Annotated in this window: 24 protein-coding genes and 3 pseudogenes; 16 read left to right on the top strand and 11 right to left on the bottom strand. The window is 60.0% G+C overall.

What is annotated here, in order from left to right; translation table 11 throughout:
* Window positions 1-236 precede the first annotated feature (236 nt).
* A complete protein-coding gene (locus SB822_RS10415; protein WP_410854601.1) occupies window positions 237-1118 on the top strand; it encodes a MurR/RpiR family transcriptional regulator in 882 nt (293 codons plus the stop codon).
* A gap of 451 nt (window positions 1119-1569) precedes the next feature.
* Here SB822_RS10415 and SB822_RS10410 read toward each other — a convergent pair whose 3' ends face one another.
* From SB822_RS10410 to SB822_RS10390, 5 genes and pseudogenes are all read right to left on the bottom strand, one after another.
* Window positions 1570-2232, bottom strand: a complete 663-nt coding sequence (locus SB822_RS10410) for a hypothetical protein (protein WP_410854600.1) — start codon at window positions 2230-2232, stop codon at window positions 1570-1572.
* A gap of 412 nt (window positions 2233-2644) precedes the next feature.
* Window positions 2645-3166, bottom strand: a complete 522-nt coding sequence (locus SB822_RS10405; protein WP_086918468.1) for an OmpA family protein — start codon at window positions 3164-3166, stop codon at window positions 2645-2647.
* 85 nt (window positions 3167-3251) lie between these two features.
* A complete protein-coding gene (locus SB822_RS10400; protein WP_079502741.1) occupies window positions 3252-4511 on the bottom strand; it encodes a diguanylate cyclase domain-containing protein in 1260 nt (419 codons plus the stop codon).
* Window positions 4508-5206, bottom strand: a complete 699-nt coding sequence (locus SB822_RS10395) for a YfiR family protein (RefSeq protein ID WP_410854599.1) — start codon at window positions 5204-5206, stop codon at window positions 4508-4510. The genes SB822_RS10400 and SB822_RS10395 overlap by 4 nt, the downstream gene beginning before the upstream one ends.
* Window positions 5207-5417: 211 nt before the next feature.
* A pseudogene (locus SB822_RS10390) lies at window positions 5418-5629 on the bottom strand (hypothetical protein); the annotation flags it as partial.
* A gap of 21 nt (window positions 5630-5650) precedes the next feature.
* On the opposite strand from SB822_RS10390, the gene SB822_RS10385 reads away from it, so the two are divergent.
* Complete coding sequence (locus tag SB822_RS10385; protein ID WP_410854598.1) at window positions 5651-6493, top strand: molybdate ABC transporter substrate-binding protein; 843 nt, start codon at window positions 5651-5653, stop codon at window positions 6491-6493.
* Between the two features lie 166 nt (window positions 6494-6659).
* Entirely contained in the window at window positions 6660-7001 is a 342-nt protein-coding gene (locus SB822_RS10380; RefSeq protein ID WP_410854705.1) for a hypothetical protein, read from the top strand.
* Here the strand turns inward: SB822_RS10380 and SB822_RS10375 are convergent.
* The gene (locus tag SB822_RS10375) at window positions 6998-7303 is read right to left on the bottom strand and encodes a carboxymuconolactone decarboxylase family protein (RefSeq protein ID WP_079502744.1); all 306 of its coding nucleotides are present in this window, start codon (window positions 7301-7303) and stop codon (window positions 6998-7000) included. The two genes, SB822_RS10380 and SB822_RS10375, sit on opposite strands and share 4 nt — an antisense overlap.
* Window positions 7304-7388: 85 nt before the next feature.
* On the opposite strand from SB822_RS10375, the gene SB822_RS10370 reads away from it, so the two are divergent.
* Window positions 7389-8357, top strand: coding sequence for an AraC family transcriptional regulator (locus tag SB822_RS10370; RefSeq protein ID WP_079493684.1), 969 nt, complete (start codon window positions 7389-7391; stop codon window positions 8355-8357).
* Between the two features lie 160 nt (window positions 8358-8517).
* Here the strand turns inward: SB822_RS10370 and SB822_RS10365 are convergent, their stop codons facing one another.
* Window positions 8518-9948, bottom strand: a complete 1431-nt coding sequence (locus SB822_RS10365; RefSeq protein WP_410854597.1) for an alpha/beta fold hydrolase — start codon at window positions 9946-9948, stop codon at window positions 8518-8520.
* A 123-nt stretch (window positions 9949-10071) separates the two neighbouring features.
* On the opposite strand from SB822_RS10365, the gene SB822_RS10360 reads away from it, so the two are divergent.
* Window positions 10072-10686 (top strand): TetR/AcrR family transcriptional regulator, encoded by a 615-nt coding sequence (locus SB822_RS10360; protein ID WP_410854596.1) that lies wholly within the window; start codon window positions 10072-10074, stop codon window positions 10684-10686.
* 178 nt (window positions 10687-10864) lie between these two features.
* Here the strand turns inward: SB822_RS10360 and SB822_RS10355 are convergent, their stop codons facing one another.
* A complete protein-coding gene (locus tag SB822_RS10355) occupies window positions 10865-11455 on the bottom strand; it encodes a hypothetical protein (RefSeq protein ID WP_410854595.1) in 591 nt (196 codons plus the stop codon).
* A 242-nt stretch (window positions 11456-11697) separates the two neighbouring features.
* Between SB822_RS10355 and SB822_RS10350 the strand changes: the two are divergent.
* The 6 genes and pseudogenes from SB822_RS10350 to SB822_RS10325 all read left to right on the top strand — a co-directional run.
* Window positions 11698-12138 (top strand): annotated as a pseudogene (locus SB822_RS10350) (DUF3604 domain-containing protein); the annotation flags it as partial.
* A 277-nt stretch (window positions 12139-12415) separates the two neighbouring features.
* Window positions 12416-12745 (top strand): annotated as a pseudogene (locus tag SB822_RS10345) (hypothetical protein); the annotation flags it as partial.
* A 152-nt stretch (window positions 12746-12897) separates the two neighbouring features.
* Window positions 12898-15702 (top strand): helix-turn-helix transcriptional regulator, encoded by a 2805-nt coding sequence (locus SB822_RS10340; protein WP_410854594.1) that lies wholly within the window; start codon window positions 12898-12900, stop codon window positions 15700-15702.
* 146 nt (window positions 15703-15848) lie between these two features.
* Window positions 15849-16835, top strand: a complete 987-nt coding sequence (locus SB822_RS10335; RefSeq protein ID WP_410854593.1) for an alpha/beta hydrolase — start codon at window positions 15849-15851, stop codon at window positions 16833-16835.
* Window positions 16836-16898: 63 nt separating this feature from the next.
* Complete coding sequence (locus SB822_RS10330; RefSeq protein ID WP_079493671.1) at window positions 16899-17108, top strand: hypothetical protein; 210 nt, start codon at window positions 16899-16901, stop codon at window positions 17106-17108.
* Between the two features lie 312 nt (window positions 17109-17420).
* Window positions 17421-17717, top strand: a complete 297-nt coding sequence (locus SB822_RS10325; protein ID WP_410854592.1) for a DUF3331 domain-containing protein — start codon at window positions 17421-17423, stop codon at window positions 17715-17717.
* Between the two features lie 369 nt (window positions 17718-18086).
* On the opposite strand, the gene SB822_RS10320 is transcribed toward SB822_RS10325, so the two are convergent.
* Window positions 18087-18896 carry a dienelactone hydrolase family protein gene (locus SB822_RS10320; protein ID WP_269138830.1) on the bottom strand — a complete coding sequence of 270 codons (810 nt, stop codon included), beginning with the start codon at window positions 18894-18896 and terminating at the stop codon, window positions 18087-18089.
* A gap of 149 nt (window positions 18897-19045) precedes the next feature.
* Here SB822_RS10320 and SB822_RS10315 point away from each other — a divergent pair, with 149 nt between their 5' ends.
* Window positions 19046-19231 carry a DUF3562 domain-containing protein gene (locus SB822_RS10315; protein ID WP_410854591.1) on the top strand — a complete coding sequence of 62 codons (186 nt, stop codon included), beginning with the start codon at window positions 19046-19048 and terminating at the stop codon, window positions 19229-19231.
* A 469-nt stretch (window positions 19232-19700) separates the two neighbouring features.
* Here the strand turns inward: SB822_RS10315 and SB822_RS10310 are convergent, their stop codons facing one another.
* A complete protein-coding gene (locus tag SB822_RS10310) occupies window positions 19701-20069 on the bottom strand; it encodes an NUDIX hydrolase (RefSeq protein WP_410854590.1) in 369 nt (122 codons plus the stop codon).
* 247 nt (window positions 20070-20316) lie between these two features.
* On the opposite strand from SB822_RS10310, the gene SB822_RS10305 reads away from it, so the two are divergent.
* Both SB822_RS10305 and SB822_RS10300 read left to right on the top strand, forming a co-directional pair.
* Window positions 20317-21228, top strand: coding sequence for a CHAD domain-containing protein (locus tag SB822_RS10305; protein WP_410854589.1), 912 nt, complete (start codon window positions 20317-20319; stop codon window positions 21226-21228).
* Window positions 21229-21524: 296 nt separating this feature from the next.
* A protein-coding gene (locus tag SB822_RS10300) for an IS5 family transposase (RefSeq protein ID WP_094297401.1) occupies window positions 21525-22336 on the top strand; the annotation gives its coding sequence in 2 pieces (ribosomal slippage) (window positions 21525-21873 and window positions 21873-22336; 813 coding nt in all).
* Here SB822_RS10300 and SB822_RS10295 read toward each other — a convergent pair.
* Window positions 22278-23186 carry a hypothetical protein gene (locus SB822_RS10295; RefSeq protein WP_410854588.1) on the bottom strand — a complete coding sequence of 303 codons (909 nt, stop codon included), beginning with the start codon at window positions 23184-23186 and terminating at the stop codon, window positions 22278-22280. The genes SB822_RS10300 and SB822_RS10295 overlap by 59 nt on opposite strands.
* A gap of 25 nt (window positions 23187-23211) precedes the next feature.
* Between SB822_RS10295 and SB822_RS10290 the strand changes: the two genes are divergently transcribed.
* On the top strand, window positions 23212-23400 hold the full coding sequence (locus tag SB822_RS10290) for a hypothetical protein (protein WP_086914307.1): 189 nt from the start codon (window positions 23212-23214) through the stop codon (window positions 23398-23400).
* 241 nt (window positions 23401-23641) lie between these two features.
* A complete protein-coding gene (locus SB822_RS10285; RefSeq protein ID WP_410854587.1) occupies window positions 23642-24949 on the top strand; it encodes a DUF4062 domain-containing protein in 1308 nt (435 codons plus the stop codon).
* The last annotated feature ends 14 nt before the right edge of the window (window positions 24950-24963 follow it).

The raw sequence follows: 24963 nt of genomic DNA, 5'->3' as shown, positions 1-24963 counted from the left end.
TACCAATGTTTGTCAAGAAACGATAGTTTCTGAGTGGAGTTTATGGAAACAAGTGATTCTTAAAGGAAAGATGAGAAACATCCATTTCAAAACGCGGCGCTGCTGTGACAGAATGGAGAGGCCAGCGAACGCGGTGACTGCTCGGCAAACGTGCAAGGCGGTCTTGGTGCACCGGCGTGGTGCTGGATCTGCACCGCGGTGAGCTTTCCCCTTATTCCTGCATCTATCGAACATTCATGGCTTCATCACAGGCGAAGAAAAACAAGCGTCCGGCTTCGATCGAGAGCCGTATCGCGGAGTGTTATGACCAGTTGTCGGAGATCGATCAACGTCTCGCTGACGTTATCCTCAGCGCGCCGGGACAACTCGCCATGCAGACCGCGACGGAGCTTGCAGCGAACGCGCAGGTATCAAAAGCCACGGCCACGCGGTTCTTCCAGAAGCTGGGCTATGCCTCCTACGACGACGCACGCGAAACGGCAAAAGCCGCGCTGATGGGCGGTTCGCCGCTCTACTTGCAGGAGCGCGGAAGGAAGGAGTCGGAAGGCGGTCTCGATGAAGTCATTGAAGCGCATCTAAAACACGAGGTGACCAATCTCGCAAACACTTACCGTTCTCTTGACAGGCAGATGCTGGCAGAAGTGGTTAGCGGCATCGCGAGCGCGCGCCGAGTGGTCATTATCGGATATCGGCACAGTCACACCATTGCGACGATGATTCGTCGGGAGCTCGTGCAAGTGCGCAGCGACGTGACCGTGTTGCCCGCGCCGGGCGACACGCTAGCGGAATACATCGGCGATCTCGGAGCGAAGGATCTCGCTATCGTGATTGGATTACGCCGGCGCGTGCCCGCTATCGAACTTGCGATGGCGGCGCTCGCTGATGCGGGCATTAGCACGCTTTACGTGTCGGATGTCATCGCGGGCAAGCCGGCGCGTCTTGCGCGCTGGGTCATCCGCTGCCACACCGACGGCATGATGATGTTCGACAGCGTGGCCGGAGTCGCGTCTCTGGTTAATCTGCTTTGCTCGCTAGTTGCGGAACGTTTGCGCGAACGAGGTAACGCACATTTGCAACGGGTAGAGGTTTTGCATCAGCAGTTGCAGGAACTCGAATAGCCCGCGGCGCGGCAAGGACCTCGTCTTGCGTCGCATTCAGTCGATCGTAAGCGATATTATCGAACACGCTGCGACTAAAGTGCCCATTGGGGGTATTCGTGCTTTTCATGCATTTTCTGTCGGTAACGGCGTACGAAGACGCTTCTAGCAAGGCTGAGCGGCCTCACACGCTTTTGCAACTTGACGAATTTTCAACTGGTTGATCTGAAAGCATTTTCTCGTGCAAACCGCCAGAAAATGCACGAAAAGGACGTGCGCGAGCGGAACCCGTCGGTCCGTTTCTGTTCAATTCTACGACCTCGCAACATACGCAGTACTTCGCATATCAACCTTGTTCGCGCCGTGCGCCTTACTGCGACAAACCGTTTTTCATAAGGCCGACCAAGCGCCATCCGTTGATCTCGATTGGCAGCGGAAGTGATGTCGGCATAATGACCTGGTTGGCACCCGGTCAGGTTCGTTTGATCTCGACTCTTGCATCACGCGCGCGTCCATTCGGGTCAGTGCTGGTCTTGTGTTCGCCGTCATACATCGACGACAGCGCGCCCGTGTAGCCATAGATGCGGCATTTCTTATAGCCGCGCTCAGTGAGCGCCTTCTCAAGTGCTTTGGCGAAGTTTTGTTCGCCCTCGGCGCTGTGACAGTTGTAGCACTTGATCGTACCGGAGAAATCTTGTCGAAGGCCGCTTTCGAACAGACGGGTGACAACGTCGGACGCCTTCAGCATAAATGCGAGTTTCTTCGTGCCAGTGTCGTTGCCCTCGTTGAGTTTCACCAACAGTTCCTGATCCATCTTCGACTGATGGATCGGCTTGCCCTGTTCGTCTTTGGTGGCCTCATCAAATATCCCTTCCAGGCCGATCAGGCTGTGACCGCGAATATAGAGCTGATCGTCTGGACCGAGCGATGCGATCATGGAGTTCGGCGTGCGGGGGATATACCAGCACTCGTGAATGTCGTGGGCCACGGCCCCCTCCAGAACCGCTTTCTTTTTTACTTCTTTAGCGTTGTAGCTGTTGATCCAACCCAGGTTCTTGTTGACGTAGGCACGGCCGGGTCTCCCACCGACGATTGGGGCCTTGATAAAGGGGACAAAAAGTATGCGGCGCGCCATCTCTGACTCCTGCTCCCCGTCGTCGATGCCAAGGTTTTCATGCGCCCGAAGTCACGCTCACCTGAACCATTGGAACGGATGTTCGATGCACTGTGGGCCGGCAGCCAACCTCCGTCCCATTGGCGGCCGCGCACACGGAAACCCATCAAAAAAGCGCGGACCGCTTTCTAGGATAGGAGAACTTCCCGAGCGCGGCCAAAAGAACTTGCGCGTAACCGTCACCTCAGGGCACTCGATCGAATCTCCGTTCTTCTAGACGGGGCTATTTTGTCAAAAAGCGCTTCTAGGCGGTGATCGTACTTTCCGTGCATGTATGGCACCGACGCCTTTTTGCAAGCTTCTTGTTCGTGATGTCGAAACGGTCTGCATGCCGATGCTCGACTGACATAATCGAACAGAAAGCCGCGCCGGCTCAAGGCGGCGAGACGACGATCGCCGCGCGGCGGTTCTGGGCCCGGCCCGCGTCCGTGCGGTTGTCACCCACCGGGTCGCGCTTGCCTTTCCCGATGGCGTAGACACGGCCGGGAGCAAGGCCGATGTCGACGAGTTCGGCCGCCACTGTCTCGGCACGGCGCTCGGACAACCGGAAGTTGTAGGCGTTCGTGCCAACTGCGTCGGTGTAGCCGTAGACGCGGACGCTGACGACGCCGACCGACACGAGAGTGTGGCCGATCCGCTCGACGATCCGGCGGACGTCCGGCTTGAGGTCGTATCGGTCGAAGTCGAACAGGATCGGTTCGCTCGAGCCGAGCTCGAAGCCCTCGTCGGTCTCGTGGAATCCTTCCGACTTGAGCGCGTTGACTTGCGTCTGAGTCAGTCCGCGGTAAAGCGGCTGCGGCTGCGTCTGCGTCTGGCAGCCCTCGAGCAGCATGCACAGAAGCATTGCGCTCCCAATGGACATCCGCCAGATGTTTGCAGGAAACCAGTGTCTCATCATCCCATTCCCCTTGAGTGCGTCCGCCTTGCATGCGCTCTTTCGAACCCATCCGTTATCCCGGCTGCTACGCCAGGCGTTGGCTTCAGGCCGGTCCGGCGACGCCTTCGGCAAACTGCCACGAGCCAGGTCGCGCGCGCTTGGCCCGGTACATCGCTGCATCGGCGGCGCGCAGCAAGCCGACGGCGTCGCACGCATGATCGGGATATAGCGCAACGCCGATGCTCATCATGGTGGCCACCGTGCGGCCATCGGGCAAAACGATCATCGGCGCCATGCTGGCCAGCAGGCCCTCGGCGATACGGCCGGCGCTTGCCGCTTCGCGCATTGGCGCCAACATCACGGCGAATTCGTCGCCACCGAGGCGCGCGACCAGATCGATCTCGCGCAACTGGGTGCGCAGCCGCGCCCCGATGCCGACCAGCACCACGTCGCCGGCTTCATGGCCGAGGCAGTCATTGATCTCCTTGAAACGGTCACAGTCGAGATATAGCACAGCGACCCGCTGGCCCGTGACCGCGGCCGCGCTGAGGGAGCTCGCGAGGCGCGACTCGAACTGAACGCGGTTGGGTAGACCCGTGAGGGCGTCGTGGTTGGCCTGGTGTTCGAGCGCCAAGTTTGCTTCGCGCAGGTTGTTTTGCCAGTCTTCGAATTCGTCGAGCAAGGCGTTGAAGTCGTCGCCGAGCTCGTTCAGTTCGGCGATCGCCGCAGGCTCGACCCGCTGCCCGAACGCGCGCTCGCGCCGCACCGCGTGGGCGACGCGGGCCAGCGCGCGCAGCGGCGCGACGATACTGTGCAGCAGGCGCTGCGAGCTGACATAGGCGCCAAGCACGCTGACGGCAAGGCAGGCCAGGATACCGCCGATGCCACCGAGCAGGAAGCCGAAGAACTGGTGACCCTGTCCGCGCACTTCGACCTGACCGACGACGATGCCATCGTGCAGCACCAGTGTGGTCACGGGCCCGGGCAAGGCAATGTCAGCGACGTCCCGCTCGAGCCTTGCGATCGCACTTCCGGTGGGCGCCTGCCACGCCGCGAACGGCAAGCCCTTGCCATCTGTGACGATGACCTCGGCTACGTCCTCCTTGTTAGCGATCAGCCCGATCGCCTCGGCCGCCGCGACGCGATCGCCGAATACCAGCGCTGCCTCGACCGTATAGCCGAGCGAGCGGACCAGCAGATTCAGATTGTTGCCGGCATAAGCACGTAGCGCGATCACGGCGACGAGGATCAACGACACGGCGGCCATCGCGATGGCGACGAACGCGAGGCGCAGGTGCGCGCGGCGCAACACGCTCTGCAGCGTCGGGCGCGGAGGGGAAGCGGGGGCGGCGGGCTGTCTCATGGCGTCAGCGCCGGCCGTGCGAGCCCGAGCACATTCGGGTGAACCCGTACGCCGCTGCGCGCCACGGCGTCGAGATTGATCTCGAAGGTGACGCGTTCGCCATCGACATTGAGGCAGAACATGCTGCCGACGGTGCAGGACGGGTTGTGTTCCGAGATGGTCAGCACCGGGTGGCCCACCACGGCGGCTCTGATCTGCTCTCTCTCATCGTCGCTCAGATAGCCGAAATAGACGACGTCGCAGCGTGCGCCGATGGCGGGGTCACCAAAGCCGATGCGCTGCACGTCGAGCGGCGTCGAGCCGACCTGCAGCGTGTCGACCAGACCGTGGGCGTAGTCGGGGCGGCCCGTCACGCACATGCGCAGGCGGGTTGGCGGCGTCGGCCAGTGCGTGAAGCTCACAATGCCTAGCACGACCTGGCGTACGGCGGCGTCGCTCGGTGAAATGGCGGGTTCGGGCTGGCTCGCGCTGTTGACGGCGGGCGCGGCGCCCGCTGGACCGGCCGCATTGGCGGGTGTCTCGGCGAGCGCGGCCGGTGCCGCGCTCAGCGCGCAGGCCACTGCGAGCAAGGCATTGCACGGCGAGACGGCCCAGCCACGCCAACCGGACGTTGGCTGCGCAGCGACCATCGCCACGCCCCTTGGCGTGGTCGCCGCCGCACGAAAGGCAGACGTCGCGCGCACCCTGGTATGCATGATGAAACACTCGATGGCGTCAATCCCGGCGCTGCAGTCAGGCTCCCGTCATTCGCGGGCCTGCACCATGTTACGCGCACGGAAGTTCATGTTACGCACAAAGTCGCGCGACCAACCGTATCGCCTGTAACACGCATACGATTATTGTTCACAGCGAGCCGTTCAACAGGCACTGTCACGTTAAATTGTTCGCGACGTAGTATTGCTGGGGCCGACCTCGACGCGCAAAGCCCGCGCCGAATTTGTCGCACCAGCGTCGAATCGATTCAAGCTGACGACGACCCCGCGCTCGAACAGCAACGCTTCGAGGTCGCGAAGGCCTGGCTGAAACTGGAAATACCAGTGCACGGCGCAGCTGAAAACGGCTGCTGGAAAGCGGTGGCCGTGATAAAGCAGGCCTGCTGCCGCGATGCCGGCTAACATGATGACTGGCATCCGGACACGATGCATGTCCGGACGGGGTCATCCGATCGAGATTGGGGCGGGGCCGTGGCCAAGCGCAAGCTGAGGATTCGCGCACTTGCATTCTGCGTAGTGGGCGCGCTACTGGGTAGCGGCATCGCATTGGCAGACGAAGTCAAGGTGATGATCTCGGGCGGGTTTGCATCGGCCTATCGCGAACTGGGCCCGCAATTCGAGGAGGCCTCCGGGCGTAAGCTAATCACCGTTTGGGGGCCCGCGGTGGGTACGGCCGCGAATGCGATCCCTGTGCGGCTTACGCGCGGCGAGTGGGCCGACGTGCTGATCGTGGTTGGCTATGTACTCGACGAACAGATCAATGCCGGCAAGGTCTTGCCTGACAGCAAGGTGGACTTCGCACGCTCAGCAATCGGCATGGTGGTTCGCGAGGGGACGCCCAAGCCGGATATCAGCTCGGCCGACGCATTGCGGCGAGCGCTGCTCGCAGCGAAGTCGATCGTCTATCCGGACAGCCCGAGCGGCGTCTATGTCGGCGGCGAACTGTTTCGGCGTCTCGGCATCGCGGGGCCGATGGAGAGCAAGAGCCGCATGCTTCCGGTCGCGCAGGTCGCCGATGCCGTTGCGAATGGAGAAGCTGAGATCGGAATTCAGGAGGTCGTCGAACTGTTATCGGTGAAACGGGTGACGGTGGTCGGCAGTTTGCCCGCAGAGGTGCAGAGGTACACGGTGTTTTCCGGGGGAATCGGCACCAATGCGAAAAATCCGGCCGGCGCAGAGGCGCTGATCCATTATCTGTCGTCGCCGGACGCGGCGTCTGCGATTTCGAGGAACGGGCTCGAAGCGCTCTCGGCGACGCCTGCGAAATGAGCAAAAACTCGCGCCTATGCGCCGCTAACCTGAGTGGCTGGCGACTTTTCTGGGAACGGCCCAGAGCGTGTCAAAACGCGTAAGCACCAGGAATTGACGAAACCAAGCTCGGCGCGGGACGCCGCTTGTCGATTGCAGCAAGCCGAACGTCAAATCACGGCCGCACATATCGCGAAGACTCAACAAACGCGAAGTCGCGGGGCGCAGATTCCGTGCTGCATCGTTCTGCAAGACGAGCGGCGGGAAAGTCCATATCGTTGTCCTGCTTTCCGGAAAGCGCAACTGGGACGAAGTGACGACGTTCAGCCATGCGATCGCACGTCACCTTGCGCGCGTCGTGTCGCAACGGTTCACTGCCGTGTCGGGACCGGATACGCGCATCGACTCATACCGCTTCAGCCGCATTGAACCAGGTCCGGGTTCGAACGTCGTTGGAGTCGGTCACGCGTGTTCGTTTATCCGTAGAGGTCGAGAGTCCGGTCCAGACCGGACTCTCGTATGGGCTTAGTTTTTGAAGAGATGCGAAGCGTGGGTCACGGCACCGCCCGCACGGATGGCCGCAGCTACAAGCGTAGCTTCGGACAGTTGAGCATCGTTAGCGCCGGCGTCGCGAGCAGCTTTAGTGTGCAGTTCAATGCAGTAGGGGCATTGCGTCGTCAACGCGACGGCAACCGCAATGAGCTGCTTCTGTTGCGCGCTCAAAGCGCCGTCTTCAAAGACCTGTTTTTCAAATGCCCAAAAACTTTTCATGGCTTCCGGTGCGTTTTCGTCCAGCTTCTTCAGTCGTGTAAGATGTTTCATGTCGAACATGCTTTTCTCCAGTTATCAAAGGTCTACAGGCAAATAGTAGAGAAGTCCATGTTCCATGTGGTCTCGACTTGGTTCGAATTCGTCCATGACTAACCATCTCCTCTTCGGGCTTCCAGTTCTGGAACGCTTTCTGGCAGCGCTCGACATTGGCGTGGCTAATTTCACGCTTTGCGATATACGCGATGGCTGGAGTGCCCGCTTCGACGCTTGCGCGACGGCCAGTCTTCACTACTGCATGGAAGGGCGTGGTGCGTTGGTGACGCAAGACGGCGAGCGCGTGGCTTTGATTCCGCACAGCTTCGTGCTGTTGCCGCCGGGAATCGGCTACCGGATCGAAAGCGACAGTACGTCGCCCGTTGGTGAGACGAATCACGGGCGTCTTTGTGAATGGCCTTCGCGGGAAACGATCCCGACGATCCTGGTCGGTGGAGGCGAAGCAGGCATCGCGACGGCGTGCGGCGAAGTCAAGCTGGATACCAACTATGGCGGCGACCCGTTCAGGACGATGCGCCGGCCGCTGATCGCACAGTTCGACACGCAGTCAGGCTTAAAGGATCAATTCGTATTGCTGCTCGCGGAATGCGCTCGTCCGGGGCTGGGTTCACGCGCATTGGTCGAAGCACTGCTCAAGCAGTGTCTGATCATGGTAATGCGGCGGCAAATCGATAGTGGCGGCGCCGACCTTCCTTGGGCCGCGGGCTTTGCCGACAAACGACTCGCAGCGGCACTTGAAGCGATCTTCGAGCGCCTGGCATCGCCGTTGTCAGTGGAACGGCTAGCCGATATCGCCGGAATGAGCCGTTCGGCATTTGCTGCCCAGTTCATGAAGGCGTTCGGGCAACCGCCGATGGCCATGTTGAAAGTCGTGCGGCTGCGCAAGGCTGCGGAATTGTTGGCGACGACTGATGTTCCCGTCGCCGAGGTCGCAAGGATGGTCGGCTTTTCGAGCCGAAGTAACTTCTCTCAGGCGTTTCACGCAATGCACGACATGGATCCGACCGCTTTTCGACGCAGATCGAGTGCGACCGACAGGCGGGGCGTGCGGGACGAGTAGCAACGTCAGAAGTTGGAGCGCGCTGGCCAGCATGGATCACCGTCGGTCGAATCGGGCAGGCGCTGGTCAATGTCGTGTCCATGCTGCTCGCGATGCATCGCGATGGGCAATCGCGGGACGGCAGTTACGCTACCGTCCCGTCAGGCTTTTTGTTGTCGGATTAGTCGGCGCGGAAAGCGGCGTCGATTTCAGGCCGCGCCAGATGAGCAACCGTGTTCACGAGTGTCTTTGCGGCGGCAGCCAATGCTATGGTCACCATCGCGCGTTGATCGAATCCCGCGGCTTTCAGGGCATTGACGTCGCTGTCCGATACCTGCGTCCGGTTCGTCGCGATTGCGGCAGCAAAGCGACGCACGGCTTCCAGCCTGGGATCCTGAATCGTGCCGCCGTTCCGCAGTGCCTGGACGACGTCGGCCGATGCGCCCAGTTTGGCTGCGAGCGTTGCATGCACGGCAATGCCGTAATCCGCAGAGTTTGCGCGGCTTGCGGAGACCATTGCGACTTGCTGTGCGACCGGGTCGAGCGAACTTGCCCCAAGCGACTGGAGCATCGCGATATAGGCTCCAAGCACCGACGGTTCGGCCGCAATCGCGTAGCCCAGGTTAGGCACGAAGCCGAACACGCCACGCATGCCGTCGAGCAATTCTTTCGCCTCGGCAGGTGCCGATGCTTCTCCGAGGTCTCCGAACAGCGCCGCGCCTTGCGCCGAATCCACGGTCCGGGCCAGAAATGCCCGGATGATTGCCGCGACTTCGTCGAGATGCGTTTCTAGCGGGAAGTGACCCGCGTCGACGAAGTGAACTTCGGCTTCCGGAAGATCGCGGCGGAAGGCTTCAGCGCCAGCGGGCAGAAAGAAAGGATCGTTCTTTCCCCAGACAGCCAGCGTCGGCGGACGATGCGTACGGAAGTATTCGTGGAAGCGGGGATACGCCGCTACGTTCGATTTGTAGTCGCCGAACAGATCGAGTTGAATGTCGGCGTTGCCCGGCCGATCGAGGAAATGCTGGTCAAGCGTGTACGACTCGGGGGCGATCAGCGATGTATCCGACTCCCCGTGCGTGTACTGAAACGACGTCGTCTCGGACTTCAGGAACGCGCGGAGGTTGTTGCGGTTCTCGTCCGTTGCCGCTTCCCAGTAAGCGCGAATCGGATTCCAGCCCTCACTGAGACCTTCCTCGTAGGCATTGCCGTTCTGTGAAATCAGCGCGCTCACGCGCTCCGGCCGCGACGCAGCCAGTCGAAAGCCAACGGGGGCGCCGTAGTCAAACACATAAAGCGCGTAGCGATTCAGCCCAATCGTATCGGTGAAGCTTTCGACCACTTCGGCCAGATGGTCGAACGTGTAGGCAAAGGTGTTGGCTTCAGGTGCACCGGAGAAACCAAAGCCGGGCAGGTCGGGGGCCACCACACGGTATTTGTCGGCAAGCCGGCTGATGAGCCCGCGATACTGGTGGCTCGAGGTCGGAAAGCCGTGCAGCAAAAGAACAACGGGAGCGTCCTTGTGTCCGGCATCACGATAGAACACATCGATGGTTGAACCCGTACGACGATCAGCAACAGAGACGGTTTGATACGTGGGCGTAGCAGACATGACAACCTCCAGTTTGGCGGGATATCCGGGCGGGTGCGGCACAAGATTGACTGAACCGAACGATCGGTACAATAGGCGGCGAATCGCGTTTCGTCAAATTTTTCTTGGACTGTTATACTCCGAATGAATGAATTGAACCGAACGATCGGTTCGTATTTTTTGGAGCGTATGATGCCTGCCGCTACGGTTTCGAAGGATGAAATAGTCGAACGGTTGTTCGCAGTCTTCCAGGAGCACGGCTTCGACGGGGCGTCGCTCAGCGACTTGTCGCGTGCGACCGGCCTTGGCAAATCGAGCCTTTATCATCATTTTCCGGACGGCAAGCTGCAGATGGCGGAGGCGGTGCTTGATCGAGCCACTGCCGTAATCGACAACGAAATCGCCAAGGTGGCGAGAAGTTCTTTGCCGCTGAAAGCGCGCCTGCGCAAGATCGTGGCTTTGCTAAATCAGATCTATGCCGGTGGACGCGCGCATTGCGTGCTTGGTCAACTGGCAACCTCCACAGTGAGGTTGGAGGCAACTGCCGGCTTGCGTGCCGCATTCGAACTCTGGATCGATGCGATTGCCTCACTGGCCGAGGAAAGCGGCATGCCGTCACAGCGCGCCAGGATGTTTGCGGGAGACTGGATTGCGCGGTTGCAGGGAACACTGATAATGCAGGCGGCAACGGGCGACACGGGCGCTTTTGAGCGGGCGCTGGACGCTTTGCTTGAACTCGGAGAGAGGGGCGGGGAGTAAGAAGGGCGCTGCGATTGCAGATACTTGAACGTTGCCGCTCCGGGGCCCAAACTTGAGCAGTAGAGCCTGAGGATGGCGAAGTAGCGATTGCCGGGCACGGTGGCGAGCCAGTTGGCCTGCTTACCCTCAGTTGCCAATCGTTCCGGCCGCCGCACATTGAGGCGACCGGGCGGCGCATCTACTTCTTGACAGCCGGCTCCACGGAAATCGCGAGGGCTTCGGTGTACACGGCCTCCACCTGATCACCCTTCTTGATGTTAGCGAACTGTGCAGGGTCCTCCACTTTCAGGTCTAGTGTGTTGCCCTTGGGACCTTTCAGCGTGACTGTCCTGCTTTTTGGGTTGACCGCGACGACGTTGGCCACGATTTTCACTTCCCGGCCCAAGGTGCCGCCGGGCTTGCCGCCAGCAGGCGCGCGCTCCATCGATGGATGCTCTTCGACCGAAGTGATGCCGTCACCTTCTTTCTTCAGGTTCAGGGTAAGTGATTCCCGGTAGACGGCTGTAACGACGTCGCCGACCTTGAGCTGGTCAAAGTTCCGTGCCTCGTCCCCCACCTGCACCTCAACGACCTTGCCGTTTGGGCTCTTTAGTAAAACGGTCCTGGTGGCGGGATCAATGTGCTGAACCGTGGCAGTCACCCTCGTGGTTCCCTTGATGGTTGCCGTGCCAGGCGCTTTCGACATTTGCACGTTGGCTTCCTGCTGCGCCCATGCTGCAGGCGCCACGGCCACCAGGGCGGCGATGATCAGAAATTTTGCGTTCGTCATGGACGGCTCCTTTGAAACGCTGAAGCTTCACCGCGGGCCGGTAAAGAAGCAGCACGCATGGTATCCGTGCTCCGGACAGTCTCACGATGGAGTCCTCCCGGCTGCATGTTGCGTGCGTGACTGCCGGACATCGCATTCCAGTTCGCAATGATGCAATGATGTGGGCATCTGCATGGGGAACCAATCATCTGCCACACCGCGCGCGGCAGTAGCCACCGACAAGCTCCCTGATATCCTAGTCTATGACTGGCGGCGTGCTGCTGATATGCTACTTTGGTCCAGGTGTAGCAAAGGCACGCACTCCGTTCCGAGGGGTGTTTAGCGGTCACTGGGTGTCAAATCAACTACGTCCCGGGCAGCGCCCGGCCCCGGCGAACGACGTAGCCCCGACGTTCATGTTCATGGCGATCCCGGCGGGAGACTCGACAGGCACCGCGGGTTTCCATCAGGGCGACCGCAATTGCCTCGTCTCTTTCACAGCGTCAGCCGTGCGCAACCCGCCACTCAACGATTCGATCGGCGCCAATCGCGACCGCATCCAGGTTGTCAAGGGCTGGCTGGACCGGCGGGGCGAATTGCAGGAGAAGGTCTACGACGTCGTGTGGTCGGACAAGCGAACGCCTGGTGTCGACGGTAAGCTGCCGGCCGTCGGCAACACCGTCGAGGTGCCCAACGCCACCTACAGCAACTCGATCGCGATCCAGAACTCATCACAGTTTGGCGTGGTCAGGATTTCGACGCCGGCTTGCGAGCCTTCTACCATGCGCGGGTGATCGAAATTCCGACACCACGCTGGACACCTCCACCGCCTCACGAAGAATCTCGTTCTCCGTGGCTTTCTTTCCCAGCAAGCGCTGCAGCTCCCTGATTTGCTTCAGTGCATCGCTCAACTCGGAAGCGGGCAACCCTGCAAGGAGATGAGCACCAATGGGCGGCTTGTCCTGTATCACCTGCGTCGCCACGCTGCGCTCACTTCGACTTGCTGATGAACAGCTCGCCTGGCTCACCATACGACCGGCGAAAAAACACGCTCCAACCGCCTCAACAAACTCGAACCTCGCATGGGCAAGACTCTGACTGTCGAAATCGTTCAGGCGCTTAGCGCACAGGCTGTGGTAGTAGTGGCAGTATCGGGTACTCAGCCAGCAACCATCGGTATGCCGCGTCTAGTCAAGCAGCTCGCATCTTTGCGCAATCAATGCGACCACGGTTGCCGGCGAAGTTGCACGCCTGATGCACGCACAAGCGCCACCATCAGGCACATCGCCTTTGCCCGGCGACGGTACGAGGTGGTGTTCGCCATGCCGCGTGACGGCAACCTCCATCAACCGGATTCCGCCCCTACCGCTGACGAATCACATAGGGGCACCCCCGACCCGGCAGATGGTAGGATGTGCGAGTGCTTGACATAGGCTTGGCGGCACCTCTGCGACGGTTGTGGGATGGCCAAACGGACGAAAAAGGCATACTCGCCGCCGCCGGAGCGGCGCACGGATGCCACCCAATCTGCGCCCCTCGTTTTGCAGGGTCGAGAGCAGGACATTGCTCTGATCGATCATCTGATCGACCGGATCGATCGAGGTGGATCGACACTCGTTATCAGCGGTGAGCCTGGGATCGGGAAATCTGCGCTGCTCGAGGTCGCCAGGCATCGAGCCAGTGAACGCGGGGTCTCCGTACTAACGATGGCCGGCGTCCTGGCCGAAGTCCATTTGCCGTTCGCCGCACTTGAACAGGCACTGCGCCCGCTTATGAAGCGGGCGGCGAGCCTCGTCCCTCGTCAGCGATCCGCCTTGCTGGCGGCCCTCGGCACGTCCGATGACATAGGGGCGCCGGATATCTTTCTGGTCGCGCTCGCGACGCTGACCCTCCTGACCGAAAGCGCAACCCGCAAACCTATCCTGCTCGTTGCTGACGATGCCCAATGGCTGGATCAGGCAACCTATGAGGTGCTGGCCTTCATCTCGCGCAGATTGAGTTCGGACCCCGTCGTTCTCCTGGTGGCCATGCGCGATGACTTTAACCGTTCGCTCGGCGACGCCTCCACCCTAAGGCTGCGACTTTCAGGACTTGACGAGCCCGATGCCGAGCGCCTGCTGGATACCCACGCCCAGGACCTCTCGGCCGACCTACGCAGCCGCTTTCTCAAAGAGGCATCGGGCAATCCTTTGGCGCTTCTCGAACTGCCTCGCGGCGAGCGGGTCGCGCAGGCTCAAGATACGCCGTGGCTTCCTCTGACGGAACGCCTGGAGCGCGCCTTCTCGAGTCGTTTGTCCGATCTTCCGGATGCGGCTCGAACTCTGCTGTTTGTGGCGGCGGAAAACGACGGGACATCGCTCCACGAAATCCTCTCCGCCGGCGAAGCCGTGCTGGGTGAGCGGGCGGGAATCGATGCGCTGGCGCCAGCGATCGCCGCCAAGCTAATCGAGATCGATGGAACGGAGGTACGGTTCCGGCACCCGCTCGTTCGCTCCGCGATGCATCAGGCGGCCGATCTGGCGACGCGCCAAAGAATTCACGCTGCGCTCGCGGCGATCATTCAGGATCAACTGGATCGTCGGCTATGGCATCGTGCGGCAGCAACCATCGGATCCGACGACGAACTCGCGGACGACTACGATCGGATGGCGGCGCGGGCGCTGCGGCGGGGCGCTGTGGCCATGGCAATCGAGGTACTTGAAAACGCAGCGCGACTGAGCGGCACGGCGAAAGCCAGGAGCGACCGGCTTTTGCGGGCTGCCGAGCTTGCCGCCGATCTGGGTCAGCCGGAACTGTTGGAGCGTCTGCTGCGTCAGGCCGATGTGGACGAATCTGATCCGCTCGCTCCGGTACGGGTCGGCTGGTGTCGAGAGATCAGCCGGCCTCCGGCAATCAATGATTCCGCGAAGATTCCGGCTTTGATTGGCTTCGCCGCTCAGGCCCACGCCGCCGGCGCGAAAGATCTGGCGAGCAATCTCCTGTTGCGCGCCGCGCAACGCTGCTGGTGGAGCAGCGCAAGCGACGAACTCCGCACGAGGGTTCTCGCTGCTGCAAGCCGGCTTGAGTTGCCGGAGACGGACCCGCGCCTGGTAGCCATATCCGCCTACGTCGAACCGCTTCGCCTCGGAGGCGACTTGCGCGTCAAGTTCCAGCGCCTTTCTGAAACAAGAGATGGCGATCCTGCCGTTGCGCGAGTCCTCGGCAGCACGGCCAATGTCATTGGCGCCTTCGACCTCGGCGTAAGCTTTCTCTCCGAATCCAGCGCCGCGCTGCGAGAACAGGGGAGGCTCAGCGACCTCGCGCGCGTACTTTTCGCGCAAGGCTGGGCCGAGATGGAGGTCGGCGACTGGACGAGCGCGATGAGGGAGGTCGAGGAAGCCGTCCGCTTCGCCGAAGAGACAGGTGGGATCCCGTGGATCGCCGCGGCCACGATCGTGAAAGCCAGGCTGGCAGGAATGCAAGGCAATCTGGAGCAATCCGAAGCCCATGCGGCGGAGGCGGAACGCCTGGTTCTCTCCATCGGCGCCAGTTTTTTGCTGGCGATGTTGCAGATCGCGCGAGGTATATCGGCTATTGGCGCGGGCCGGCATTGGGAGGCGTACGAACATCTGCGGCGCCTTTTCGCCCCTGCCGATCCGGCGTTCAATTCCGGCCTTCAGTTCTTCGCACTCGCAGATTTCGTGGAAGCCGGCGTCTTTTCCGGCAATGCGGAGGCGGCCCGTGCCGTGATCGAGGAGGTGGAGCGTGTCTCGGCTCCGGTGCCGGTGCCGTGGGTCGAGACGATGCTGCTGTATGGCAAGGCGCTGCTCGCCGCGCCTGCAGACGCCGAGCCATTATTCCTGCAAGGCCTTGGGCCGGCCGCGAAGAACTGGCCGTTTTTACGAGGACGCCTTCTCCTGGCTTACGGCGGGTGGCTGCGTCGTCAGCGTAAGTCGGCCAACGCGAGAGCTCCGTTGCGTGAGGCTCGCGATATCTTCGATGCGCTCGGTGCTTCGCCCTGGAGCGACCGCGCGCGCGAGGAACTGCGTGCTTCCGGCGAATCCAGCCGTCGGCGAACGGAGCGTATATGGGAGACGCTGACCCCACAGGAGCTTCACGTCGCGCAGCTCGCTGCTGAAGGGCTTTCTAACAAGGAAATTGGTATCAGGCTGTACCTGTCTCACCGAACTGTTGGATATCACCTCCACCAGATCTTTGCGAAGACCGGGATTACATCCCGCGCTTCACTGGGTTCTATTCTTGCCGACGTTGAAAACCCCGCAGGTTGACGGCCGATCTGTCATCGGACTGGTCATTTGACAGAAGCGGGCGCCTCCTTCTCCCGAGCAAACTGCATCACTCCAAACAAACCTTGGAGAGGATGACCATGAAGCTCGTGTTTTTACTCGCAACAATAACCCTAGGAGCAGCTCTCATGACGCAAACCGTTTTTGCCGCCCCGGACGCCGCCACCGACCCTCGGATCGATCCCCAGGTTCGCGCCTTCCTGCATGAGATCAACAAGGACCCGAGCCCGTTCTGGGAACTCCCCCAGCCGAAGCCGCAAGAGATCCTGACCGGCCTTCAGAACAAGACCCCGGTCGATATGTCGGGAGTCAACACGACCGAGCAGACCATCACCCAGGATGGTCAAGCCGTGAAAATCTATATCATGAAACCCGAGCAGATTACCGGTAAGCCCGGCGTGCTGCTGTTCATTCACGGCGGCGTCTGGATCGTCGGGAACTTCCAGAACCATCAGCGACTGCTGCGGGACCTGGTCGTCAACTCTGGCCAGATCGGCGTGTTCGTTGAGTACACCTCCCTTCCCGAGGCGCGCTTCCCCACTCAGCTCGATCAGTCCTACGCCGTGCTGAAGTGGGTGGCGACCCATGCCGACGAATTCGGCGCGGACGGCAGCCGGATCGCAGTGGCCGGCAATTCGGTGGGCGGCAACATGACCGCGGCGCTGACGCTCATGGCCAAAGACCGCGGCGGCCCCAAGATCAGCTACCAGGTCCTGATGATCCCGGCGACCGACGCCAGCGTGGACAGCGCGTCCTACCATGAATACGGCACGGGGCGATTCCTCGCCCGCGCCTTCATGAAGTACGGCTGGGATCTGTACGCACCGGATGCAGCGGCGCGCAACAACCCTTATGTCTCGCCGCTGCGCGCCAGCTTGCAGCAGCTGCAAGGACTTCCGCCGGCTCTGGTCGTCACCGCGGAGAACGACCCGTTGCGCGACGAAGGCGAGGCTTACGCCCGCAAGCTCAAGGAGGCCGGGGTTTCCGTGATTGCTACCCGTTACAACGGGATGATCCACGACTTCGTCCTGCTGAATGGCATCCAGACCGACCCCGAGCCCCAGGCTGCGATCCGTCAGATATCGGCCGAGATCAAGGCCCATCTGGCGCCCTGATCCAGATCCCTGGAGCAAGCAGGGGGCACCGGGTCGCCGCCTGCTGGCTGGCGCGGTTGTCGGATGGATCGCACCAGCCTCGCTTTGCAGGGCAACCCATATCTCGAAGTCCTGGCTCTTGGCTTCGTCTATAACATTCCTGGCGTGCCGGTGGCGGCGGGTGTGCTCTATCCAACGTTCGGACTGCTTCGCAGTCCGATGTTAGCCGCTGCGGCCATGAGCCTCAGCTCACTCTCGATCATCGCCAATGCGCTGCGTCTTCGCCTGGCGTGAATTTAGGTCAATGTCTGCTCCCGGCGTGGGCTCGGACGTGAAGCTGTCAGGCCACGAGACGCGTCGCCTTTGCACAAATTCTTTCGCGCGACACTCGATCTCATGCGATCGAGCTGTTCGTGATAACACGTTTGAGCAAACGACAACAAGGGTGTAGAACGCCGCAGCTTTCTAAGGATCCACGTGAACAGAGCCGATCCATGGGTTCAGATCGTCGGTGGCTTGCACAGCCGTTCTGTATCTGCAGTCGAGCCAATTCAAGAACCCGTCGCTCACCGCTTGCTCAAAAGCTGTACTTCAATGAGGTCCGCAATGGCCAATGCTTCGTCCATCAGCCGCATCGAGTGGCAAACGACCTGCACGATTCTGGTTTCGTGGAGCGATTCGACACTCGGTCGTTATGTGGACCAGACGTGGCGCGCCGGCTTTGCCCGCACCGATGGTATTTGCGGCCTGACGGGCAAGCCCGTGCGGCGCGGTGACCCCGTATTCCGGCCGCTCCAACGCGGCGACGCCACACCGAAGAACGCCTTTGACATGATTCTCGCTGACACAGTCCCGAACGCGAATGAGACTACGTTTGACGGTTTTGTCGCGACAAGGCGTTAACTTAAAAATTGGGCAGACGTACATGGATGAGGGATCGCGATGACCAGGACTCCGCGCACGACATGGTTGCCTGAGATCGCCAGGATGCTCAGACGGCTGCACTACCCGCTGAGTCAGCGGATGGGCCGATTGTCGACATCGTAAAACGACGCAAGCCAGTCGCGAGCAAGCCTATCTCGGTGTGGCTGCAGCCAGCGCGGGTTCTGCTTTCAAGGCATCCGTGGGCGTTTCGCCGGCAGGTGGATCCGGTTGCTGAGCGAGGTGAGAAGATTGACGCTCGGCGTCCAGTTCCGCCTGTGCCGTGATTGCTGCCGCTCATCTGTCAACCTCACTTTCGATAGGCGACTTCATGGGGGCATCGTCGCGCAGTTACTCCTTGCGAAGTTTTAGCGTGGCAGCAATGAATTCTGCAACGGCCTTTCGGGCTTCCATTGCCGCTTGTTCGTCATAAGCGATGGTTACTCCACGCTCGACGCAGGGGTCGCTGTAGGAATACGGTTGTCTTGTCTTCGCGTTGAAAAGCTGTCCGCCGTCCCCTTCTTGCCACGCGCAGTTCCGTGTCGTTTGGGCCTGCGGAATCGACACGGGCGGTTTGTATGCTCTCCCGTCGAAGACGTGGCTTGCTCCGGGATACTCCGTAATCTGGATATCTTTACCCTTGGCTCTTACTCTCTCGACGTAGGCGCGGCATGGCCCAATGGGGTTGTAGTTATCAGCGCCTCCGTGAAATATGCGCACGGGCGCAGCAAGGTCGTCGTCGTCGTGATAGGTGTAGGTGCAGTCAGGATAGAACGCGATATGCGCAGCAAACCGGGCGCCAGACGCGGAGAGATGCATTCGTTGAAAACGCGTCAGGCTCGAATAGAGCGCGTTTTGGCCGCCTCTGGAGAATCCCATCAGAATGACGCGCGCCGGGTCGATTCTGGGATGTCTTGCGAGCACTGCCAATGCACGGTATGCGTCCTCGGTTTGTGCAAGGCGACCAAGCTGGGCCTGGTCATTCGTTGTATTAGCGATGCCACGGCTTGTGAAACTGTCTACAACAAAGGTAGCAATGCCCATCGCGAGCAATTCCTGCTCCCATTCGACGATATACCCCGAAATGCCGCCGGATCCGTGAAGCAGAATGACAAGCGGAAGTCGGTCCGTACCGGCGCGCGTAAATCGATTTGATTGTATGGAAATCGGCAGGCTGTAGCCAGACGAATCTTGGTCAACCAGACCGTTGCAGTGGATAGGCTAAATTAATTGGCGATCCGAAATGCATCCCCGTCTAATGGATGTCCCGCGCAAGTCGTCTCTGTCACCTTCAACGCCAGGAGTGCGATATGAACCAGGCTGCCGTTGAGAACATCGTCAAGGCATTTGCCGCTGACACCCTCGCTCCGATGGAGATGGTATTAAGGCTGTACCAGGAGGCATGGGCCGAGTACAGCAAGGAAGCGCGAATTTTGGACTATGTGGCTCTGTTTGCTGAGAGACGTGTGCGGCAGAGCTTGCGAAGTGGGCACTGAGTCGGTGCCGGAGAGGCTATTCCTTAAGTAATCGCATATTAATTCGACTTGCCTGGGCTGCGTGCGCCTTGACTTGAATCAGTCGATTCGACAAGTTCAGCCTTTACGAACTTATATGGGAATCGCGTCTGCCTGCAATTTGATTATGAAATTTCGCGGGAAATCAGAATTGATGTTGACGGCGTCAATCGCCAGGGACGGTATCGCATAATGAGTGGCAGTGTGATTGTCTATTACGGGAGTGAAATCAAGTTTGCGGAATATGGAGTCACGAGTCCGGAACTGGTTGCGAAATGGTTAATTTCTGATCTTGTGCGACGAGTCGAATCCAGAACGAGGCTCATGCGAGTTTTCCGGCCAGCTTGCACAGCGCCGGAAGCGCGGCCTAGCTGCCATGGCCGAACGACCCGTGGACGAGACGCGACTTCTGCACGCGGTTGGCTGCGTGCTATCCATCTCGAAAACGAGGCTACTTCCTGCGCTGTTGACTCATGAGCTTCACGATGTTGGTCGTCGGGCCGCTCGTCATGAGGCGAGCGATGTCGTCGAGGTGAACCCAGCGACACCTGGATATTTCGTTACTCGGGCGAGCTTTGGCGCGATTCGGGATTTCGCAGGAGAACACGTGATGGTGCTTCTGCTTGCCACGGAAGTCGAAGAGATGCTTGGCTGACTTCCCGGTAAGCCGCGTTTCTTCCTTGAGTTCTCGAAGCGCGGCGTCCGAGCGATGTTCTCCACGCTTGAGGATCCCGCCCGGCAAAGCCCACTTTGATTCACTACGTGCGACCAGGAGGATTCGCTTGCCTCTGCGGCAGACCACGGTGGCGCGTTTCTTCAAGACGAACTCCCACGTATGTTCCAGGAATTTTCATGCACTGCCCGATGCGCGAGCGTATCGGGCAGTGCATGACGTAACCAGGCATCCTAATGCAAAACAGCGGAAGCACGGCGATTTCGCGAAGCGCGGGAGGCGTACGCGCCACACTTTAAAGGCATGTCATTGAAACGTCACGAAGAGCGCGGGCGCTCGGAGATGAGTATGGTAAGGTCCGGGCAAATGTATTTTTGTCCGACTCGAGGCTGAAATGGATATGGATGGTGACTGGCCCTTGCCGCGGCTAAACAATCGCTTCAAAGTTGACCGGCGGCCGCCCGGTTCATCACTTTCAAAATCGAGTTCTATCGCCAGTACCTTCGCATCACTGGCGACGCCGGTGGTAGCGGAAGCAGTGCAAAGGGCGAGAGAGCTGTCCACGCAGAGCGATGCTGAGGGGTTTCATCAGCTTCGAGTCGCCTTCAGAAAGCTTCGTGCTTTGTACTGGGCGTACTCCCCTTATCTCGGAGAGGAAGCGACCGCACAAACCACCGAAGAATTCAAGCGTCTTGCTGCCTTGGCAGGCGGAACGCGTGATTGGGATATCGCAAACGGTCTCCTGAAATCCGCCCAGGAGTCACGCGCATCGATCGCGCTGCTCGTGGCCGCAGCACGCGAGAAGCGCGCACAGGCGGTGGTGCATAGCCAGACGATGATCAAAAGCGACGATGTCGAGGTGTTCTTGAACGATGTCTTGCTTCGCGCGCAAACTACGCTGCAGTCGCGTTGCAACGATCTTCCTGTTCGAGCGTTCGCCGAGGCGCGGGTTCGTCTTGCTCAGCGCGCACTTCGAAAGCGAAGCAGGCGCGCAGCACGCAGCGAGACCGCCCACGAGGAAAATCTTCACGATGTTCGAAAGGCGGGCAAGAAGTTGAGGTATCTGCTCGAGTTTTTTCAACCCTTTATCAAAGGCGGGCACGGTCGCACGATCAAACAATTGACGTCCGTGCAAAACAAGCTGGGACAGTTCAACGACATTGCCGCAAGTGAGACCCTGATTCGCAGCGCGTCATTCAACGAAGTCCCACCTGAGGTCGTGCAGGAGTCGTTGCATTGGTTGGAAAAACAGAAGTGTCGACGAATGCGTGCAGCATCACGGCGGGTTCGAGCCATCGCTAGTTGAGCTTGAGGCGATCTCAAACGCTGAGTATTGGGGCACCACAGAGGCGTTGTGTGCATTGGCAACCGGGCGCGCTCAGCGGGTCGCTCGTTTCGACGTCAGGTCCGCATCTGTTAGCTGCCGTTGAATGCCTGACCGAGCGACCGGCGGAAGTGGGTCGCGCTGCGCCCGACGGGTTGATTTTTCCGTTAGTGTGGGTGGCGTCAGGTGCTTAGAACCCTTAACAAAATGATTGCTTGGGTCTGTTAACTTCCAACGATTGCTGTTAACCTCAACATTGTTTCGATGACGAGGAGGCCATGGCCAAACCGATACTCGATGATGAGTTGTGGGCACTCATTGAACCCTTGCTGCCCCCACCCAAACCTCGCCGTTCACGGTATCCCGGACGCAAACCACTGGATGACCGGGCCATGCTTACCGGCATCCTGTTCATCCTGCAGACAGGCCTGCGCTGGGACCTGCTGCCGCGCGAGATGGGTTGCGGCAGTGGCATGAGTTGCTGGCGCCGTCTACGCGACTGGCAGACCGCCGGTGTCTGGGACCGGCTGCACGAAGTCTTGCTCGCCAGGTTGCGTGAGGCCGAACAGATTGACTGGTCCCGCGTCGTTGTCGATTCCTCCTCCATCCGCGCGGTGGGCGCAGGTCAAAAACGGGACCCAATCCCACCGACCGCGCGCGACCTGGTTCAAAACATCACCTCATTACCGAAGCGCAGGGCATCCCGCTCGCGGTAATTCTCACCGGCGCCAACCGCCACGATGTCACCCAGCTTCACGCCTTGGTTGACGCCATCCCGCCCATCGCTGGAAAGCGCGGTCGGCCGCTCTCGAAGCCCCGCATCGTTCAGGGTGACCGGGGATATGATCACGACAAATACCGGCGCCCGCTACATGCAGCCGGCATCGCCACTGAAATCGCCCGACGTGGCCAGCCTCATGGCAGCGGCCTTGGTAAAACCCGCTGGGTCGTCGAGCGAACCATCTCGTGGCTTCACAACTTCCGAAGACTGCGCATCCGCTTCGAACGTCTTGCATTTATCCACGAAGCCTTCATGAAACTCGCCTGCTGCATAATCTGTTGGCGAAAACTGAAGAACTCATTTTGTTAACGCCTCTTAGTGCCTCTTTGAATCCCTGTGTGTCAGCTCGCCGACTAATCACAGACTCCGCTCGACGCTGGAGCAACGCCTTGCGTTCTTCCTCAGCGGTCTCGATGAAGTCAGACAGTTCACGCTCCATGGCTGAATTTTTGGCGCCGGGTTTCCACCTTGCGGCGCCGTGCCGTCGACGCGTGGTCCGGGCAAGTGCTAACGCAGTCATTGCAGCCTTTGCACATTCGTATTCAACCAGACTGCAAAGGTCGATGGGCTCACCGAATTCCCGGAATGCTTCTACATACTCGCGAGTGGCGTGCACCGTGGCCGGATATTCGCGGAGTTCAGAAACGACTTTGCGGCTCAGGACGTTCCATCGAAGCTTGTCTGGATAGGCAAAGGCTGCGACGGACACGTTCCTGGTCACTTCACGGCTCATCGAGCCGGTCGGCACCGCCGCCGCCCAAGCGGCTTTATGCATCATCGTCCGGCATGTTCGGGCATAGCTCTCCAGCGACAGCGCCAGTTCTAGCGCAGTATCGCGTCGTTGGGACCTGTGTTCCCAGACACCTCTTGCAGAGATCCATGCGAGCGTGATGACGGAACCGATCGCGCTTGACGCCAACGCCGAAGCCATCGGGGAGTTCCAGCTAAGTCGCTGAAGATATTCGAGCCATTCCTGCGGCATACCATGCGCTTCGGACAACGAGATGCAGAGAGTATAAGCAATCGTTTGCGGACTATTCTGAGCAAAAAATGCGGTTTGTGTTTTTGCCACGATTAAGTTGATCTGGCGAGGTTCGCCTTGACAAACCCAGCCGAAACGGGACGCGCGCCCGCGCAGCAAAGGGGGAAGGCGTGTCAAGCCTGCTCCATTGCTGAGTCGCAGGGTGCCGGTCGGCGATGAATTTCTGGACGCGGCCCATTCCAGCCGTTTGTTCTCGTCCTTGCACGATCATTTGGAAGACCGTTCAGGGCAGGTAACGGACCTTCGCCTTGAGACACGGTTGCGCGTGCAGGCGAACGCGAATATGCAACCCAGCCAGAATTTCCTGCGCCGCCTCGGCGGGAAGATTTGATAGGCACGCTTGGCGCCAGGTCCACCCGCATGCACAATCTGACAGTAAGCTTGCGTGCCGTCAGAAAGCGGAACAAATCGTACGCTGGGCACACGGTCAATGATCTGAATCAACCACCTTTGGCTCCAATTGGAGCGCCGCGCCGATTGTCGACAAGCGCGGAACAGATATTTCTCCTACCCTTGCAAAAGGCCGTCGCCTTTAGGAGACAAGCGGCGGGGAGCAGGCAGACGGAGGGACTGTGCGCATCTTCGTGTCGTCCTCGTTCGAGGATCTGAAAGAACATCGCGCCGCGGCGATCCGCGTCCTGAGACAGCTCGGCCACGAGGTGCTCGCGATGGAGGACCTGGTCGCGGCAGCTTCCACGCCGCTCAACAAGGTCCTGGAAATGGTAGACCGCAGCGATGCCTATGTGGGGCTATTCGGGTGGCGCTACGGTTACGTCCCGGGTGCGGGGTCCAAACGCAAGGGCAATAAAACGGACAACGTGCCCTCTGCCGACTCGATCGCGGACGGTGAGACGTCGATTACGCACTTCGAGTATCTCCGCGCATTGGAGCGCGAAATCCCGGTCATGGCTTTTCTGCTCGACGAGCAATATCCGTGGCCGCCGCAATTGATCGATGGCTTCGATGCCGCGCGGCCGCAAGCGCAGCCGAACACCAAAAAGATTCGGGCCCTCCGGGAGAAGCTCCAACTGGAACGGATCGTCTCGTGGTTCACCACGCCGACAGACCTGGAAGCGCGTGTCGGCACAGCGGTGACGATGGCGGGACTCACGCGTCAGCTCAATCTGGAAGAAGCGCAGTTGCTTCCCTCGGAGGCGGGAGTGGCGAGCGACAGTTCGGCTGCAGAAGGCATCAAGAATGCGATCATCGCCGCGGGCGACATCGGGCGCGCCTTGAAAATCGACCTCGCCACGAGTTGGTGGTCGACGCGTCTTTACCTGATTGCAGCGCTTGCCAGCTGTTTCACCCATGTGCAGCGCATTCTGGTGGTCGATTCACGGCCAACCGACAACCCGGAACAATCCACTGCGGCGGTGCATGATTCTTCTGTCCTCCGCGACGAACGCTTCGTCGGTCAACTCTCCATCAACGCGATTCTCACGACGCTCGAGCCACCAGTGATCGCGACGAGCACGTTTTTGACATCGATGCAGGGCCGACACTTGATAAACGACGACATGGCAGTCGGGATCGACCAACTGGTGGTTGAGTGGGCTCGTGCGTTCAAAGACACGATAGGCAATCACATTAATGAACGGGCAACCAAGGTGGATCTCACCGCGGAAAGGCTGCGCCGACGGTTTGGCGATGCCATGCTGCAACAACCCATACGCATCGCCGATCTGAGACGCGCGTCTGAGGTTGATATCCTTCGACTGCTGGATTATCCGAATGACTTCGTGCCAGTGATTACGCGTGTCGCCGGCAAAAGTAAATTGACCTACTTCGAGCGCGTGGACCTGGTGGACAAGGTAGCGCTCAATGCAAGGCTAGCGAGAAGTTATCTGGAAGAACTGTTGGACCGTGCGCGCATTCGCTGACGTATAAGCCATTT

The sequence above is a fragment of the Paraburkholderia sp. SIMBA_054 genome (assembly GCF_046534875.1).
In the GTDB taxonomy this organism is placed as follows: Bacteria; Pseudomonadota; Gammaproteobacteria; order Burkholderiales; family Burkholderiaceae; genus Paraburkholderia; species Paraburkholderia hospita.
This window is presented reverse-complemented; position numbering and strand designations above follow the sequence as displayed.